The sequence below is a fragment of the Arcicella sp. genome (genome assembly GCF_964672035.1).
This window is the reverse complement of sequence record NZ_CBABQS010000036.1, coordinates 1-17,407: the sequence shown is the minus strand read 5'-3', so window position 1 is coordinate 17,407 and position 17,407 is coordinate 1. Positions and strand designations below refer to the sequence as shown.

The window sequence follows — 17,407 nt, the reverse complement described above, 5'->3', positions numbered from 1 at the left end:
GTTCCTCAAATGCCAAATATTCCTGTAATGTATTATAGCTATCTTCGAGTGCTGATATCAGTATTCTTTTAAAATTATTCTCTCCGTCTCCTCATAAATGTCTGATAATGGGAGTTCTCAATCAACATTTTTATTGAAATAGACCCTTCCAATGTATCGGCTTCGGAAGCTAAAAACCAAAGCCCTAAATCATTTTCTTTCCACATTACTTCCGAAAGGATACTGGTTGAGCTTATCAAAACGTATTCTCGGAGGCTTGGAATACTTCTATAAAGAGCATTTTTTTCTTCTCTATCATGAGCGTCCGTACTTTTTGGCAGGATTTCGATGATGATAACGGGATTCATTATTACATCTTTTTTACCTTCCAAAATTTTTTATCCCCGCAAACTACCATTAAATCTGGGTAAGGATAAAGCGTATTGGCTGGGACATGGAGTTTCCTATCTCTTTAAAAAGATTGACAGGATTTTTTTTCTCAGAAACGAGCCAATTAATACTGAACAATTTTCATTGACAATATTATGTTTGAAACTTGCTCCCGCCGTGGCAAATATTTCTCCTTGAAAATATTCGCTTTATAAGCGGCTTTTCGCTCCATTTGTAGATATTTTTCTAATGCTGACAATTTTTCTCTGTTTATTACTCAAATCTACAAAACCGACCGATAAAAAAACTCGCAAAAGCGAAACCTTTACGAGTTTTTTGTATCGAAAAAATGAGGAGTCTTATCTTGTAATTTCAATAATTTCAAATTCCATTGCCCCCACAGGCGCTTGAATTTGAGCTATATCACCCACTTTTTTTCCAAAAAGTCCTTTCCCAAAAGGTGAAGAATTTGAGATTTTCCCAGCCGCTAAATCAGCTTCTTCTTCCGAAACAATTGTATAAATTTTTTCCATGCCATTTTTGACATTTTTTATCTTCACTTTCGACAAAATCGAAACGATTGAATTATCAACATTTGTTTCATCAATCACACGAGCATTTGCCACTACTTCATTGAGCTTCATAATCTTTAATTCCAACAGTCCTTGTGCATCTTTGGCTGCATCATACTCAGCGTTCTCACTCAAATCGCCCTTATCACGTGCTTCCGCAATTTGTGCTGACATATCTGCACGTCCAGCAGTTTTAAGATACTGTAATTCAGCTTTCAATTCATCAAATTTTTCCTGCGTATAATATTGAAATTTTGCCATAGTTATGTTTGTTTTCTGTTATCCTAAATAGAAAAAAAAATACTGACAACGTGCCAGCAGGTATTTTAATTTAAAAATGTGTTATCTTGAAAAGCATTTATGCTCATCGTAAAATTTTCAAACGATTAATCTTTACATTCCTAATACAAACAAAAAGAACGGCCTAAGACCGTTCTACAAGATTTTTTATGACCTTTGCAGAAACATTAATTTATGTAATATTTTCCTGTTTTTGTTTTACTTGCATTTGCTATAAATATTGGAACAACAAATTTACGAAAACTTTAAGAAATTCAAAGTGTTTTTTTAGCATAATAGTTAGGAATTAGGTTTTTGGGGTTAAGCATCAGTGAAGTAATTAACTGATTATCAGAATTTTATAAAAATAAGTCGTTTTAAATAAGAATTTATTGATAAGAAAATGAGAATAATATTCATGGGAACTCCCGACTTTGCGGTTGAGAGTTTACGAATTTTAGTAGAAAATAAATATAACGTCGTGGCAGTGATTACTGCTCCCGATAAACCCGTTGGACGTGGGCAAAAATTGGGAATGTCGCCCGTGAAGGAGTACCTTTTAGAGAATGCTCCTAACATTCCGATTCTACAACCTGATAAATTGAAAAATCCAGAATTTTTAGAAGAATTAAAGGGCTATCAAGCTGATTTGCAGATTGTTGTGGCTTTTAGAATGTTGCCAGAAGTTGTTTGGATGATGCCGAAATTAGGTACTTTTAACCTTCATGGTTCGTTGCTTCCGCAATATCGTGGAGCCGCTCCCATCAATTGGGCGATTATCAATGGAGAGACTGAAACAGGTGTTACAACTTTTTTTTTGAAACAAGAAATTGATACAGGGTCGATAATTTTTCAAGAAAAAGAGCCCATTTCACTTACGGATAATGTGGGTGATGTCTATAATCGGCTCATGCACAAAGGGGCTGGATTAGTTTTGAAAACCGTAAAAGCCATTGAATCGGGTGTTTATCCGCAAGAACCACAGGACGAAACGGGAGAAATTCACCATGCTCCGAAGATTTTTAAGGAAACTTGTCAGATTGATTGGAATCAGCCTGTGAAAAAAGTGCATGATTTTATCCGTGGGCTTTCGCCTTATCCTGTGGCCTGGACGATGTTGAATGATAAAACTTGTCGGATTTATGAAGCGAGGATATTGGAAGCGGAAAATCCGTTGTTGTCTGTGTCTTCACAGATAACCGGTTCATACACCACCGACGGCAAAAAATACCTTCATTTTCAATGTGCTGATGGCTTTTTGGCGATTGAGAATTTGCAATCAGAGGGCAAAAAACGGATGGGAATTGAGGAGTTTTTGAGAGGGTATCGAATAATTGGTGAGTTGTGATTTATGAATTGTGAGTTATTCCATTTACAAAATTTAAATATCAATTCTGAATTAAATCGTAACAAATCCGATGAACATTGCGTCCATAAAATCACTAAATCACAATTCACTAATTCACAACTAAAAACATGGCAACTCAATTTTATTCAAAACGAAATTTGCAATTCCTTCTTCACGAAGTGCTTGATGTAGAGTCGCTTACCAAATATCCATACTTTCAAGACCATGCCCGTGAAACGTTTGATATGGTACTGGATTCGGCTGAACAAATTTCGGAAAAACTCTTGAAACCGCTTTTGACGGAGATGGATAGAAAAGAACCGCAATTGGTGGATGGCAAAATCAAAATTCACGAGGGTATGTTTCCGATTTTGAAAAAATTTGGGGAAGATGGCTGGATAAATGCGGGTTTTTCTTATGATGAAGGCGGACAGCAAATTCCTGCTACGGTGTTGAGTTCGGCGGCTTTTATTTTTCAAGCTGCTAATTATTCTTCTTCGGTTTTTCCATTTTTGACTTCTGGAGCGGCAAATTTGATTCGTAGTTTTGGTTCTCAGGAATTAAAGGAAACTTTTACGCCCAAGATGTACACAGGTGAGTGGCAAGGCACCATGGCACTTACCGAACCCGATGCAGGAAGTTCGCTTTCGGATATTTCTACCACCGCAGAATCGACTGAAAATGATGCGGAGTGCCGCCCAGGCGTTTACAAAATAAAAGGGCAAAAAATATACATTTCAGCGGGCGACCACGACGGTTGTGATAATGTAATCCATTTGATGCTTGCCAAAATAAAAGGTGGCCCTGCAGGAGCGAAGGGAATTTCACTTTTTGTAGTCCCACAGAAGAGAACCGTGAGCGATGAGCCACGAGCAATGAGCAATGAGCAAGGGATTTCGAGCGAAAACTCACAGCTCAAAGCTCACAGCTCAAAGCTACAAGACAACGACGTTTTGACCGCTGGGGTTTATCACAAAATGGGTTATAAAGGAGCGCCGATTGCCCATTTGATGGTTGGCTCGAATGATAATGCTTTTGGGTATTTGGTGGGTGAGCCACACAAGGGTTTGACATATATGTTCCAGATGATGAATGAGGCTCGTATTGGCGTGGGAATGAACGCCACCGCCATCGGGACTGCCGCTTATTATGCCTCACTCGAATACGCAAAAGAGCGTCCACAAGGGCGATTGATTTCGGATAAAGATATTACCAAACCCCAAGTTCAGATTATTCGTCATGCCGATGTGAAGCGGATGTTGTTGTTCCAAAAAGCCATTGTAGAGGGTTCGATGGCACTTTTAACGCAATGTTCGATGTATGCAGATTTAGCTTCGGTGACGGAAGGAGAGGAGCAAGAGCATTATCATTTATTGTTGGATTTACTCACGCCCATTGCCAAATCGTACCCTTCGGAAATGTGTTGTTTGACGACCTCCGCCGCCGTCCAAATTTTAGGCGGTGCGGGTTATACGACCGATTTTCCCGTAGAACAATTTTACCGTGAAGCCAGAATTCACCCCATCCACGAAGGTACAACGGGTATTCATGGCTTGGATTTATTAGGTAGAAAAATCATTATCAAAAACGGAAAATCATTGCAATTATTGGTGGCTGAAATTTTAAAAACGATTGAGAAAGCAAGTTCAATTGACCGTTTAAAGCCTTTTACTCAGAAATTGCAAGTATATTTAGGTAAAACTGACAACGTAACGAAACACCTTTTGAGCTTGGCGAGCAATGATTTAGAAATCTTTTTATCGGATGCCACTTTGTATTTAGAACTCTTCGGAATTATGACAATTGCGTGGCAATGGTTGGTGCAAGCCATCAAGGCAGAAGAGGCTTTGCAGGCAGGAGCGACGGGCGATGATTACGACTTTTACCAAGGTAAAATCTTTACGTTACGGTATTTTTATGAATATGAATTAGTGAAAATTGATTCCTTGATGAAGCGACTTTTGAGTGAGGATAATGTGACAGTGGAGATGGAGGCGGCTTGGTTTTGAGGATAATGAAAAGGCTTAACAAGTTGAATTTTGTTAAGCCTTTTTTACAATATTATGTTCGTAACTGGGTTCAGTAAAATTTAAGAGAAAATTGCATCCTCTGGAATGGTTTCAAATTTTATAAATAATGCCTTAATTGATTCTTCTGTTTGACTTTGAAACGATTTCAAGACAGTTTCCATTCATCATAATTGCCTTGCAATTTCGTTATTCTTGATATATGTTGAGGCATAATTAAAATTTGACCATCTTTTGAACGTTCTACTTGCCAATCTTTATTGGGTGTACAAAACTCAAAGAATTGTTCATCATTCATTACTGAACGAGGCATTTCTATCTTTAAGACATCGGTTTGTAATATATCAAATACTGACATAATTTTTTTTATAAGTTTAGTAGCAGTAAAACAATAACTTATGGTTTTACTGCTACTAAATTACACAATATTTATCAATAATCTCCTCCAGCGCCACCGCCACCAAAATCGCCACCACCAAAACCGCCGAAGCCACCGCCGTCACCGCCAGAACTTCCTCCGCCCCAACCAGACGAACCGCCCGATGAGAAAATGATGGGACCAGCCCAACCGCCACCCATAAAGCCACCTCCGCCACTGCGTCCACCTTTGCTATTTCTGCCGATGATGTATAAGATAATAATGACGACCAAAATAACGATAAGAAATGGAATAACCGAACCATCATCTTCCGTTGGTTCAGCCTCAAATTCTCCCGAGGCTCTTTTCATAATTTCTGAAGTGGCTTCGTCTAAACCTCGATAAAACTGACCTGCTTGGAAATAGGGCTTCAAAATGGTGTTAATGATTCTTTTAGAAACTGCATCGGTAATAGTTGCTTCCATGCCTCGCCCCGTTACAATTCTGAGTTTTCGGGTTTCGGTTGCCCACAAAAGCACCAAGCCATTATTTTTGTCTTTTTGGCCCACGCCCCAGTCTTTTGCAATTTTCATGGCGTAATCGTAGGGGTCAGAATCTCCCGTAGTTTTTACGATGACAATGGCAATTTGCGTGGAGGTGCTGTCGGCATATCCTTTGAGTTTTTGTTCCAAAGATTGTAATTCCGAAGGCGTTAATTTCATGACAAAATCATTGACTAACCTCGGAGGATTGGGCTTTGCTGGAATGTCTTGTGCGTTCAATTTTGCAGTAAACAATAAGCAGTAAGCAGTAAAAAAGAAATATATAATTAATTTTCTGGACATGAAATTGTGTTGATTGGTAATGTAGCACGTGATTGTACGATAAAAGATTTGAGTCCGATTCACGAAAGCAAACGTTGCCCGTGCTATTTCGTGCTTCAGTAATTTATCCAAATGAAATATCATCAGGTAATTCGTTCACATCATCTGATTGATACGGAAAAAAATGCTTTAATTGTTCGCCTGCCGAGTGTATGCCTTGAGCTAAACCTTCGGCAAAAAGTCCTTGTGAAAAATTGGTTTTAAGCAAAATTTTAGTGGTTTCCCAGAAGTTTTTGGGAACAACTTTATCAATGCCTTTATCGCCTAAAATAGCAAATTTCCTGTCATCGGTCGAAAGGTAAAAAAGTACGCCATTTAGTTGGGCGGTATTGCCCATCCCAAGTTCAATAAATACTTCGGTAGCACGATCGAGGACGTTATCAGTAGGGCATGTTTTTTCGATATGCACACGGATTTCACCCGAACTATTGAGTTCAGCCGCTTGAATAGCTTTAATTATATCGGCTTTTTGAGAATCAGAAAGAAAATTTTGGGACATGATTTTTGGGGTAAACGGTGAAGGATAAACGGTAAAAGGTTCACGGTAAAACATTCACCGTGAACCTTTTACCGTAAACCAAAAATATTATTTTGCACCACCACCAAAATCAACGTTTGGCGCTTTTGAAGCACCTGCATCGGCTTGGAAATATCCTTTTACTGTGAATCCTGAGAAGCTGGCAATTAAGCTGTTAGGGAAAGTTACAATATTGCTGTTGTAACCTTTTACAGTTCCGTTGAAACGGTCTCTTTCTTCTTTGATACGGTTTTCAGTACCTTCCAACTGCGACTGTAATTCCGAGAAGTTTTCGGTTGCTTTCAATTGTGGGTAGTTTTCAGCAACTGCCATCAAACGTGACAACGAACCACTCAATTGACTTTGTGCCGCTTGATATTTTTGGATATTTTCGGGCGATAAATCTTTGGCATCCAGCTTGATTTGGGTTGCACTTGCACGAGCGTTGATAACGTCCGTAAGGGTACTTTTTTCAAAATTGGCAACGCCTTGAACGGTTTTTACCAAGTTTGGAATTAAATCCGCACGACGTTGATAAGCTGTTTCGACATTTGCCCAAGAAGCCTCAACTTCCTGATTTCCAGTAGCCATTCCGTTTCTAACACCAATACCCCAAAATAATACTAAGGCAGCAACGCCCAATCCGATAAGAAGTCCTTTTGACATAATTTTTTAAATTTGAAAATTTGGTAATTTGAAGATTAATTAATTTTAATAACTTGAAACTTGAAAACAATAACATGAAAAAGGCTTTGTTCACTCTATTTTCAACTGATCATACCGTCAAATTATCAAATTATCAGCCAAATGTAGATATTTTTTTGAAATACCGATGAAATCTATGGCGAATATTTGGTTTTTGGTGGGTAACGGTTGTTATTCATTATGGATTTAAAGATTTAAGCCCTCATTTTATGAAGGATTATTTGAAATATTTTTCTGAATAATAGAACTAATGTATTCTTTTTTGTACGGTTTACAACAGGAATAATAAAAAATCATTTTTAAAAGTAATGTTAATCTCAAAATCGAATCAGGAAGCACGGAAATTTGTTAAATGCTGTATTGAGTTTCTAAATCGTTATGATTCTATCTCTGGCAATTACTTTCCAAGTATCAACCACCCTATTTTCTTGCACCACTTTCACCTCATTATACAAAGCAACGGTCGGACAAATGTGGATTGGCACACCATACCAAACATCACCAAGTGTGTATTTATCCGTATTTTCAACTTGAACAACCAAATGTTCTTCACTCTGACCGATAGGAGTTATCTCATCATTAATTAAAAATTTGATGCGAGGTAATGGTTTCTCAGCCGCAATAGATTTATGCCCTAAATCAAGGCAAAGTGTCGTTTTGTTAACGACAGAAATAATTCTCGTTGCGATTATTCCCGCCCAAAGAAAATTAAAATCTGGCATCAAGCTTTTGTATCCTGCATCCCAAAAAATGAAAGTACCTGGACTCACTTCAACGTCGTGGTGAGCTAGTGCGTGTAGCGAAAAAGTTGGCGTGCCACCCACGATAATTTTTAATTTTTTCTCCGCAAATTTTTCAATTTCAAGTTGCACAAGCGAGATTAATTGGAATACTTTAGCGGTTTTATGTTTCCTTTCCAAAACGTCCGTGTCGTGGATATGACCATCGTAGGCGTGAAGACCAATAACATGGATTCCCATTAAATTGAGGGAATTCGTGTATAAATTTAACGCATATTCTACCGAAATTCCCGTGCGATTCATGCCTATATTTAAGTCAATAAAAACATCCAATATATCATCCATAAAACAATCCGAAAGTTGCTTAGCTATATCCAGATTATCAATTACGCAAGAAAATTTTGTTTTGGGATATTGCTGTTTCAAAGCCTGTAAACGCTTAATTTTTGGCCCTAAAACTGGATAAGCAATTAATACATCTTTTGCTTTTGCGATGCCCAGCATTTCAGCTTCGGCAATGGTAGCACATTTGAATTTATGAATACCCGCTTGTATCATCATCTCCGTGATTTTCAGGAGTTTATGCGTTTTTACGTGGGGACGTAATTGCTCAATGGAATGTACTAATTCTATGGCTTTTTCGATGTTTTGTCTTGCCCTTTCTTGGTAAATTAGCAAAGCGGGCGTATCAATTTCTTCAATATTTTTTATGTCAAACCAGTTCATAAGGATGGGATTTGTTAAATAATCCTCAATTTACGAAATTACACAAAGCAAAAAATCCCATGACCATTGTAAGGTAATGGGATTTGTAATTAGTTTAATAAATATCAACTGTCGTTTTGTAGATAATTAAGAAACCTTACTTAATCAGCGGCAACTTTGTAAGTAGGATCTTCAATCACATTAACCTCAATCACTTTATCAGCATTTTTAAGTAGTTGCCGACAATCATAGCTCAAATGCTTTAAACGCACTATTTTACTCACTTTAGCATATTTTTCTGTTATTTTATTCACTGCATCTATGGCACTCATATCTACAATCCTACTTTCCTTAAAATCAATAACTACTTCATTCGGGTCATTGATTACGTCAAATTTTTCGGAAAATGTAGTCGATGAGCCAAAGAAAAGTGGCCCATATATTTCATAGTGTTTTACGCCTTTATCGTCAATATATTTTTTTGAACGAATCCGTTTGGCACTTTCCCAAGCAAAAACCAAGGCTGAAATGATAACGCCAATCAGTACTGCCAACGCTAAGTTATGAAGCCAAATGGTGATAATAGCAACTAATACACCCACAAAAATATCAGGTTTAGGCATTTTATTGATGACTCTGAAACTCATCCATTCAAAAGTTCCAAAAGCAACCATCATCATCACACCAGTTAATGCCGCCATTGGTAAAGCTTCAATAATAGGGGATGCAAAGAGAATAATGGACAAAATTGTTAAAGAAGCAATTATACCAGAGAGTCTCGCCCTGGCTCCTGCTGAAAGATTAACTAAAGTTTGAGCAATCATCGGACAGCCCCCCATTCCAAAGAAGAACCCATTGAGAATATTTGCCGCACCTTGGGCTAATGATTCTTTATTTCCATTACCAGTAGTCTGAGTAATTTCATCTACCACATTTAGCGTTAGTAAACCCTCGGTTAGTCCCACACCCGCCATGATAAGTCCATAAGGAAGAATGATATTGAGTGTTTCTAACGTTAAAGGGATATTTGGAAGATGAAAAGGAGGTAATCCACCACTAACTGAGGCAATATCTTTTACAGTTTTAGTATCAATTTGCAACCAGAAAACTAAAAGCCCAACAATAATAATGGCTACTAAAGATGCAGGGACAGTTTTTGTAATACGAGGAAAAATAAGAATTATCGTAATTGTCAAAGCAACCAAACCTACCATTGTATATAGGGATGTTCCTGATAGCCAAACGGAATGGCCGTCAATCACTGTTTTGAATTGTTCCAATTGAGCCATAAAAATTATGACAGCTAATCCATTTACAAACCCAAACATAACGGGTTGTGGAACGAGTCTAATGAATTTGCCCAATTTAAAAATGCCCACGAATAATTGAAAAATACCTGCCAAAATAACGGCGGCAAAAACGTATTCCAAACCATGAGAATTCATCAAGGCAATTAATACAACAGTCGTTGCTCCTGCTCCCCCAGAAATTAATCCCGGTCTTCCTCCAAAAATAGCGGTAACTATCCCCATGATAAATGCCCCGTACAGACCCATGAGAGGTGGAAATTTAGCTAAAATAGCAAAAGATAATGATTCGGGAATCATGGTCATTGCTACGGTTAAACCTGCTAAAATTTCTATTCTATAATCTACTTTTTGTTTAAAATCAAATAAATTGAAAATTTGCGTCATAAATTGTTTGTGCTTGGTGTGTTATGCTACTTCCAAGTTTTAGATTAAATGGAATATAGCAGTTAACAGAATTATGATTTGTTGTTAATACCTAAAAGTATCTCCCTTGAAATCAAATATTTCTATTTTCCTGCCATCTTTTTTTGTTAATATTACTTTGTTTGCCTCCTTCGCATCAATCGTTTGGATGTATTCGGCATCTTTTGGGAGATACAAATTTACATATTGTGCATCCAATACCGACCTTTTAATACTGTTTACGTAAGTATCTCCTTCATAAAATGTTTTAATATAAGATGGATAAGTAATCGTATCCCCCGTTTGATATTGTTTGACCAATTCGTTGGCAATTTTAAGATATGGATTTTCAGTACGTGCTTTGTTACGGTAGTTATATTTCAGTGATTCATCGTTTAAAACCGTGTTAATCGTTTTTCTAACAAAGAGTAATTGAACTCCAAATAAACCCCAAATAAAGTAGTTAAGGGGTTTTATCTGCTGATTTGCGTTTAATAAAGCAATACTGAGGAAAATAGTTGAATAGGGAAATGAAAATCCTGAGTAGCGTTGAGTTAGACCAAAAGTATGACCATTTTTAAAAGTCATGATGATTAAAAAAATGGTTGGAATGAAAGTTAAAAATAATAGTAACCAAAGCTGTTGTTTTTCAATACCTTGTTTGGTATCCCTCCAATATTCAACAAATAGGTAGAGTAGAAGCACACCGTTAACTATTTCTAAATATTGCCATTTTGCAGTGGAATAAATGAAATAGCCCAATATATTTATCCCAATAATGAATGATAACCATCTTCTTTGTTCTGATTTTTTAAATTTCCATAGTGAAAATACGGAGAAAATAGTAATAAAGAGAGCAACTAAAAAATTCTTTTTACCAACTATATTCGCCAGAATGTTATTACTGGCAATGAATAAATCAGTAAAAATAGGAAGAGCCTTTTTTGTTACGTTTTCAACCGTTGCCGGGTCAATATAGCCTGCGTGTGGATTTGGATTTAGATGAGCTTGTGCATAGTAAATCTTTGCTTGATAATTAAGGGTTTGGAAGGTATAATCTCCACCTCCACTGGTTATCCAATAGCTAAAAGCTAATGCACCAATCACTAAAGAGAGGGGTAGTAAAACCCAAGGTCTCGATTTCCGAACAAACAATAAAACGTACATTCCATGAACCATGAAAACCGTTGCTGTTAAAAAATGTGATAATAAACATAATGCGCATAAGATGCCGTAAAACCAATATAACCTTAACGACTTAATATCATTTTCTTCATTTTTAATAATTTTCAGAAAAATATGAGTTGCCAATAATGTTAAAAAAAAACTCATGGAATAGTTTCGAGTTTGTTGGCTAATAGCAATGAAAAATGGTTCTATCGCCATTAAAAAACACGCTAATAAAGCTAATTTAATATCTTTAAAATGTTCTGTGATAAAAAAATATAAAAGTACAATGAGTAAACAGCTAAAAATTACAGATAAAAAACGAATGGAATAATCATAAATACCAAATACCTTTATCCAATTATGCAGCACAAAGTAATAGAATGGACTATTGCCAATGTCACTTCGTCTAATACTATCGTAATAATCATCAAGGTTTTTATCTGCCCAAAATTCTTTTGGTGTAAAGGTGTTCTTCCCTACTGTATAAAAACAGTTTTTCTGAGAATTACCTTCTAAAGCCATCCCTTGACTTATGAGTATGGTTGCTTTTTCATCTAAAAATATACCATGTTTATCAAGATTATGAATTCGGATTCCGAATCCAATTACTACAATCAAAAAAAGGAAAGCGTAAGTTAGACGAGTAAGATTCATATAAATTGAATTTTAAAACACACGGAATATAATGCCGTGTGTTGAATTTAAACGTTGAAGTTATTAGTTTTTCTTACTGCAAGCGATGATAAATTGAGCGGAGAATACGTGTTTTAAAACAGGTATTTTTTCTAAGATAGGCTGTAATGAGTAGATAAGTTTTGCGGCCGGGGTCGGAAAAAAGAATGGAACATAACCTACATAAGACCAGTTAATTACTTTTCCTCCTGCATTATTAATCCATTTCTTCAAACTCCATTCAAAAAAAGACTGCTCTTCATGCTCGATATGGTATTTAGAAGTTTTTTCAATGAATTTTAAAATTGGGTTATTACCATTGGGCTCCATAATAATGATATTATCCGTTAATTTAAAGGCATTCTCAATTGCTTTTTGTTGGTCACTTAGATGATGTAAGACACCTCTAATTATACCAACATCATATTTCACGGCAGGGATTTGTAAATTTTCATCCAAAAGATTGACGGTTTCAAAAATAACATCGGGGTATATTGTAGTTGCTTTTTCAACGGCTTTTGAAGCAGGGTCAAACCCTCTGACTTCTAAATTGGGGAAGTTCTGTTTGATTTCATTGGTGTATGAACCATCTCCACAACCAATATCTATCAATGTTTTATACTGAGGCTTAATAAACTTAAAAATCTCTTCCGAAATTCTCTTGTTTGCTACATAGGATGAAAATAGTGAATTGGTTGTGTACAAAAAACCACCATTTTCTTGTACATTTTGGTTAAATACCTCTACATTTTGTTTTAACATAACTTTGGTTTTACGTATGAAAATATAGGGCTTGTACATAGTTTTATGTAATCGACTATCGTTAGATAACCAATAAAATAGCCCTTTGAAAAAACTGTTTGTAACCTATTGACTATATCCAATTTTCATCGGAGAATAGAGTAAAGTCATCATTTATTCAGAATTGTCCAGTTACAGACAATCTAAAATATAGCTGAGTAAAAATGTCAATAGGTAGAAATGTGTATTGTTTTGGGTCATTATATACCCGATATTATCCTTAGATAGAAGGGAGGAAACTGTTTTGCAATGAAAATTAGTGCAAAAAGAGAGGAAAGAATATCGCTTTATATTCTTTGTTGGGGTAGTGATTTTACTAATGAAATAATAAACTGATAGTAACGCAGAATTATGAACGTAAAATTTTATGTTTCATTTTTGATACTTTATTACACCAAAATTACCAAAACAATTACTTTAAATGTAATTGTTTTGGTAATTCTAATACAAATCTAATTACTGTTAATACCCGAAGGATTTATGTATTTAATAAATCTTGCCATAAATGAAAAATCATTGATATCATTCCGTACTGACCTTTAAAATACTAATTATGAATATTTTACAGACAGGTAATAAGTATATATACTTACCTATTCATTTATTTTATGATTTTGAATTTTTTAAAGAGAAATAGAGCGAAATGAATCCTATAATTGCCGCTATCACTGAAGCAATGAGAATTGTAATTTTTGAGCCATTTTGTAGCTCAGAATCATCAAAAGCGAGTAGGGTAATAAAAATGGACATCGTAAATCCGATGCCTCCTAAAAACCCAACGCCAATAATTGATTTCCAATTTAAGTCGTTTGGTAGTTTACAAATTCCGAAAGTGACAGCCAAAAAAGTGAGTAGCACAATACCAATGGGTTTGCCAATGACCAATCCCAAAGAAATACCTAAACTAAATTTCTGCGAAATAATTTCACTCAAATCCGTGTTTACCATAATTGCCGTATTGGCTAATGCGAACAGGGGAAGAATGATAAATGCTACTGGTTTGTGCAAAAAATGCTGCAAAATATATGAAGTTGATTTTTTGTCGCCATTACCGAAAGGGATTGCAAAAGCTAAAAGTACGCCCGTAATGGTGGCATGAACACCCGAATTCAACATAAAATACCACATCGCAAACCCGCCAATTAAGTAAGGAATGAGATTTCTGATTTTTAACCGATTCAACACAATTAAAACGATAAAAATACCCAAAGCAATGGCTAAATTTAGCAAGATAATTGCTTTGGTATAAAAAATTGCAATTACCATAATAGCCCCTAAGTCGTCAATTACAGCCAATGCGGTAAGAAATACTTTGAGCGAGGTAGGAACTCTCTTACCCAATAAAGACAAAACTCCGAGGGCAAAAGCAATGTCCGTTGCCATGGGAATTCCAGCTCCTGATTGTGTAGAAGTGCCAAAATTTAGCAATAAATATATCCCTGCCGGAATAATCATGCCTCCCAAAGCACCAAAAATTGGCAAAAGTGCATCTTTAATTTTTGAGAGTTCGCCAATGTAGATTTCTCTTTCCAATTCGAGTCCGATGAGTAAGAAAAATATGGTCATCAAGCCATCGTTAATCCAGTATTCAATGCTTTGTCCGCCTAAAGTAGTATGCCAAAAATGGGTATATTCACTCCCCAAAGCAGTATTTGCCAAGACCATTGAAATGATTGTGCAAGCAATTAACGTGATACCGCCCGATTTTTCGCTGTCAGAAAAATCTTTAAATAATTTTGTTATTTTCATCGTGGGATTTCTTAAAATTTAATTTTCAATAATCCTAATGCAACAGTTATTAGAATTTTACTTATTCATGAAGTATATTAAACCACTTCAACCACTTTGTCTCCTTGCGTTTTCAAGAATCCAATCGGCGTAATGAATTTCTCTAAACCATTGGTTTTTAACATATTAATTACTTCGTTGGCTTTGTCTTTACTCACCGAAATCAACAATCCGCCCGAGGTTTGTGGGTCGGCTAAAATGGCCCATTTTTCTTCGGACATTTTGCCAATTTTATGCCCGTAACTATCTCTATTTCTGTTTGTTCCACCAGGAACAGAACCTTGTGCGATGTATTCAAAAATGGCTTCGGTAATTAAAGGGATATTTTTAAAATCAACGACCGCACTCAATCCGCTACCTTCTGCCATTTCGGTAAGGTGTCCCAAAAGCCCAAAACCCGTTACGTCTGTCATAGCATTTACCGAACTCAATTTGCCCAATTCTTCACCCACTTTGTTGAGTTGCATCATCTGATTTGCCGCCAAATCCTTGTGTTCATCTCTGAGAATGGCCTTTTTCTCGGCGGTTGTCAAGATTCCTACGCCTAATGGTTTGGTCAAAAATAGTACATCTCCGTCTTGGGCTTTGTTGTTTTGTTTGATGTTTTCGATGGGAACGATGCCGTTTACCGCCAAGCCAAAAATTGGTTCGGGCGAGTCGATACTGTGTCCACCCGCCAGTGAAATTCCTGCTTCTTTACAAATACTGCGACTGCCATCAATCACTTGTTGCGCTACTTCGGGCGATAATTTATTGATGGGCCAACCAAGGATTGCAATGGCTAAAACGGGTTTTCCGCCCATCGCATACACATCGCTAATGGCATTTGCCGAGGCAATTCTCCCAAAATTAAAAGGGTCGTCCACAATGGGCATAAAAAAATCGGTCGTCGAAATTAGTGCCGTTCCGTTGCCCATGTCCAACACCGCTGCATCATCTTTGCTATGGTTTCCGACAATCAATTTATCGTTATCGGGCATGGCAATATTGCCTTTCAGAATTACGTCCAAAACTTGTGGTGAAATCTTACAACCACAGCCCGCTCCGTGTGAATATTGGGTTAATTTTATTTGTTCCATTGTTTGATGATAGCACACGAATTTTACGGATTAGACACGGATTTTATTTTATCCGTGTCTAATCCGTAAAATTCGTGTACCGTAACATAAATTTCATTAAAATTATCGTATTAATCTCTTTTTACTGGTTCAAACGTTCTCGTTTGAACCTCCATGAGCGTCCAAGCTCAACGCACGAATTTGATTCATTAAAATATTTGTATTAATCTTATTATCAACTACTTGAGATTCTATTTTCTGGATTAATTCTTGGGCATTTTCACGATTGTAAAGCCCTTTTTCATACCATTTGTCATAGTATTTCAGCAGGATTCTGAAGCTCTCTTTAAAGTCATTTTCCAATAAATAATTAATTGCATTTTTAGTTTCTAAACCGCCCAAACGCTTTTGAATTCGCATGATGGCCGTTACTAATTCCGATTTGGCTTGTTTGCCGTATTCTTCCGTTAAATAATTTAGTCGTTCTTCAAACGGGATGTCCATAAAGTAAACCAAACTTTTACGCATATTGTGCCACATCGCCATCGGAATTTGCATATTGCCAATTCGTTGACTTTCATCTTCCAAGAAAATTTGGGTTTGTATGTCATTTTTCGATAATGCCATTCCCAACAAATTCTCAAACATTTCTTGTGAAGGTTGGGGTGCTTGCCCAATGCCTCCCAAAGCTGAGCCTTTGTGATTTGCCAAACCTTCTAAGTCAATAATTGCGTGATTATTTTGTTGTAAACCATACAACAAAGGCGTTTTCCCCGAACCCGTAAATCCGCCAATTATTTTGAAAATATAGGGTTTTTCAAACTGCTGTAAAATCCAATTTCGATAGGTTTTATAACCGCCTTCAAGCGTAAAAACCTGAAAGCCATACAAATCTAAAAGCCAAGAAACAGCCCCGCTTCTCATGCCTCCACGCCAGCAATGCACGAGTATTTTTTTGGAAGTATGTGGTTCATTATCAGATACTTTTGAAAGGGATTCTACTTTTTCAACCATCTTTCGCATATTAGGTCCGAAGTAATCCAAGCCAAATTTTATGGCATTTTCACGGCTCATTTGCTTATAGGCCGTTCCAACAACTTTCCGTTCTTCATCCGAAAACAAAGGAAGACTATGCGCATTTGGAATATGAGCATGGGCGTATTCGCTTGGACTTCGCACATCCAGTACGAGTTGCGTTTTTGCCAATTCCAGAAAATTTTCAACATTGATTCTTTTTACTGCCATGATTAATTAGAAATATAATAACGTAAAATACTAATCCCCAACACTTAATTCCTAAAACCTGTCTACAAATAAAAAGAACACCAGAATATGGTGTTCTTGATTTAGTCTTTCTTAGATTTTTTTTCTCTTTTTTCTTCTTTCTTTTCTTTTGCAGTTTTCAGAGGCTCTTTTTTAACAGCTTTCTGCATTCCAGTTCCTTTTGCCATGACGATATTCGTTAGATATTAATGTTTGATTTTATTAATTAAGTAAAAGTAAAAATTATTTTTTGGAATGAACATTTTTTCATCAAAAGGTTTTATTTTAATGCTAAGTAACGTGTAAATAATAAGTTGGTCTAATTAATTTTCATAATATTGTATCTTCGTATTCAATACTGATTTTTAGTTATATGGAAATTACCCTCGAAGAACGCAATTATTTTAATCAATTAGATGAACGCCAACAACGCTTATAT

15 protein-coding genes are annotated in these 17,407 nt (G+C 36.3%); 2 read left to right on the top strand and 13 right to left on the bottom strand.

The genetic code is table 11. The features are described 5' to 3' along the window. Positions 1-74 precede the first annotated feature (74 nt). Positions 75-347: a Uma2 family endonuclease gene (locus AC1W31_RS11410; protein ID WP_481734574.1), complete on the bottom strand. Its 273-nt coding sequence runs from the start codon at positions 345-347 to the stop codon at positions 75-77. A 381-nt stretch (positions 348-728) separates the two neighbouring features. Next, positions 729-1,202 carry a transcription elongation factor GreA gene (gene greA / locus AC1W31_RS11405; RefSeq protein WP_481734573.1) on the bottom strand — a complete coding sequence of 158 codons (474 nt, stop codon included), beginning with the start codon at positions 1,200-1,202 and terminating at the stop codon, positions 729-731. A 421-nt stretch (positions 1,203-1,623) separates the two neighbouring features. On the opposite strand from greA, the gene fmt reads away from it, so the two are divergent. Further along, a complete protein-coding gene (gene fmt / locus AC1W31_RS11400) occupies positions 1,624-2,568 on the top strand; it encodes a methionyl-tRNA formyltransferase (protein ID WP_481734572.1) in 945 nt (314 codons plus the stop codon). A gap of 128 nt (positions 2,569-2,696) precedes the next feature. Then, complete coding sequence (locus AC1W31_RS11395) at positions 2,697-4,577, top strand: acyl-CoA dehydrogenase (RefSeq protein WP_481734571.1); 1,881 nt, start codon at positions 2,697-2,699, stop codon at positions 4,575-4,577. A gap of 166 nt (positions 4,578-4,743) precedes the next feature. Here AC1W31_RS11395 and AC1W31_RS11390 read toward each other — a convergent pair whose 3' ends face one another. The 11 genes from AC1W31_RS11390 to mnmH form a co-directional block, all read right to left on the bottom strand. Next, positions 4,744-4,953, bottom strand: a complete 210-nt coding sequence (locus AC1W31_RS11390) for a hypothetical protein (protein WP_481734570.1) — start codon at positions 4,951-4,953, stop codon at positions 4,744-4,746. Positions 4,954-5,027: 74 nt separating this feature from the next. Further along, the gene (locus AC1W31_RS11385) at positions 5,028-5,735 is read right to left on the bottom strand and encodes a TPM domain-containing protein (protein WP_481734569.1); all 708 of its coding nucleotides are present in this window, start codon (positions 5,733-5,735) and stop codon (positions 5,028-5,030) included. Between the two features lie 166 nt (positions 5,736-5,901). After that, the gene (locus tag AC1W31_RS11380) at positions 5,902-6,336 is read right to left on the bottom strand and encodes a TPM domain-containing protein (RefSeq protein WP_481734568.1); all 435 of its coding nucleotides are present in this window, start codon (positions 6,334-6,336) and stop codon (positions 5,902-5,904) included. 87 nt (positions 6,337-6,423) lie between these two features. Next, positions 6,424-7,020 carry a LemA family protein gene (locus AC1W31_RS11375; RefSeq protein ID WP_481734567.1) on the bottom strand — a complete coding sequence of 199 codons (597 nt, stop codon included), beginning with the start codon at positions 7,018-7,020 and terminating at the stop codon, positions 6,424-6,426. Between the two features lie 407 nt (positions 7,021-7,427). Next, positions 7,428-8,525, bottom strand: a complete 1,098-nt coding sequence (locus AC1W31_RS11370; RefSeq protein WP_481734566.1) for a D-TA family PLP-dependent enzyme — start codon at positions 8,523-8,525, stop codon at positions 7,428-7,430. A 140-nt stretch (positions 8,526-8,665) separates the two neighbouring features. Then, a complete protein-coding gene (locus AC1W31_RS11365) occupies positions 8,666-10,198 on the bottom strand; it encodes a SulP family inorganic anion transporter (RefSeq protein ID WP_481734565.1) in 1,533 nt (510 codons plus the stop codon). A gap of 84 nt (positions 10,199-10,282) precedes the next feature. After that, on the bottom strand, positions 10,283-12,040 hold the full coding sequence (locus tag AC1W31_RS11360) for a glycosyltransferase family 39 protein (RefSeq protein WP_481734564.1): 1,758 nt from the start codon (positions 12,038-12,040) through the stop codon (positions 10,283-10,285). 63 nt (positions 12,041-12,103) lie between these two features. Continuing rightward, on the bottom strand, positions 12,104-12,820 hold the full coding sequence (locus AC1W31_RS11355) for a class I SAM-dependent methyltransferase (RefSeq protein WP_481734563.1): 717 nt from the start codon (positions 12,818-12,820) through the stop codon (positions 12,104-12,106). A 645-nt stretch (positions 12,821-13,465) separates the two neighbouring features. Continuing rightward, positions 13,466-14,608: a Na+/H+ antiporter NhaA gene (gene nhaA / locus AC1W31_RS11350; RefSeq protein WP_481734562.1), complete on the bottom strand. Its 1,143-nt coding sequence runs from the start codon at positions 14,606-14,608 to the stop codon at positions 13,466-13,468. A 77-nt stretch (positions 14,609-14,685) separates the two neighbouring features. Further along, complete coding sequence (gene selD / locus AC1W31_RS11345; RefSeq protein WP_481734561.1) at positions 14,686-15,726, bottom strand: selenide, water dikinase SelD; 1,041 nt, start codon at positions 15,724-15,726, stop codon at positions 14,686-14,688. A gap of 129 nt (positions 15,727-15,855) precedes the next feature. Next, positions 15,856-16,950 (bottom strand): tRNA 2-selenouridine(34) synthase MnmH, encoded by a 1,095-nt coding sequence (gene mnmH / locus AC1W31_RS11340; RefSeq protein WP_481734560.1) that lies wholly within the window; start codon positions 16,948-16,950, stop codon positions 15,856-15,858. Positions 16,951-17,407: the final 457 nt, after the last annotated feature.

Coding starts and splice junctions, on each gene's coding strand:
- AC1W31_RS11355 (WP_481734563.1), bottom strand. CDS start 12,820: ATGTTAAAACAAAATGTAGAGGTATTTAACCAAAATGTACAAGAAAAT.
- selD (WP_481734561.1), bottom strand. CDS start 15,726: ATGGAACAAATAAAATTAACCCAATATTCACACGGAGCGGGCTGTGGT.
- AC1W31_RS11375 (WP_481734567.1), bottom strand. CDS start 7,020: ATGTCAAAAGGACTTCTTATCGGATTGGGCGTTGCTGCCTTAGTATTA.
- fmt (WP_481734572.1), top strand. CDS start 1,624: ATGAGAATAATATTCATGGGAACTCCCGACTTTGCGGTTGAGAGTTTA.
- AC1W31_RS11395 (WP_481734571.1), top strand. CDS start 2,697: ATGGCAACTCAATTTTATTCAAAACGAAATTTGCAATTCCTTCTTCAC.
- nhaA (WP_481734562.1), bottom strand. CDS start 14,608: ATGAAAATAACAAAATTATTTAAAGATTTTTCTGACAGCGAAAAATCG.
- AC1W31_RS11410 (WP_481734574.1), bottom strand. CDS start 347: ATGAATCCCGTTATCATCATCGAAATCCTGCCAAAAAGTACGGACGCT.
- AC1W31_RS11390 (WP_481734570.1), bottom strand. CDS start 4,953: ATGTCAGTATTTGATATATTACAAACCGATGTCTTAAAGATAGAAATG.
- mnmH (WP_481734560.1), bottom strand. CDS start 16,950: ATGGCAGTAAAAAGAATCAATGTTGAAAATTTTCTGGAATTGGCAAAA.
- AC1W31_RS11380 (WP_481734568.1), bottom strand. CDS start 6,336: ATGTCCCAAAATTTTCTTTCTGATTCTCAAAAAGCCGATATAATTAAA.
- AC1W31_RS11365 (WP_481734565.1), bottom strand. CDS start 10,198: ATGACGCAAATTTTCAATTTATTTGATTTTAAACAAAAAGTAGATTAT.
- AC1W31_RS11370 (WP_481734566.1), bottom strand. CDS start 8,525: ATGAACTGGTTTGACATAAAAAATATTGAAGAAATTGATACGCCCGCT.
- greA (WP_481734573.1), bottom strand. CDS start 1,202: ATGGCAAAATTTCAATATTATACGCAGGAAAAATTTGATGAATTGAAA.
- AC1W31_RS11360 (WP_481734564.1), bottom strand. CDS start 12,040: ATGAATCTTACTCGTCTAACTTACGCTTTCCTTTTTTTGATTGTAGTA.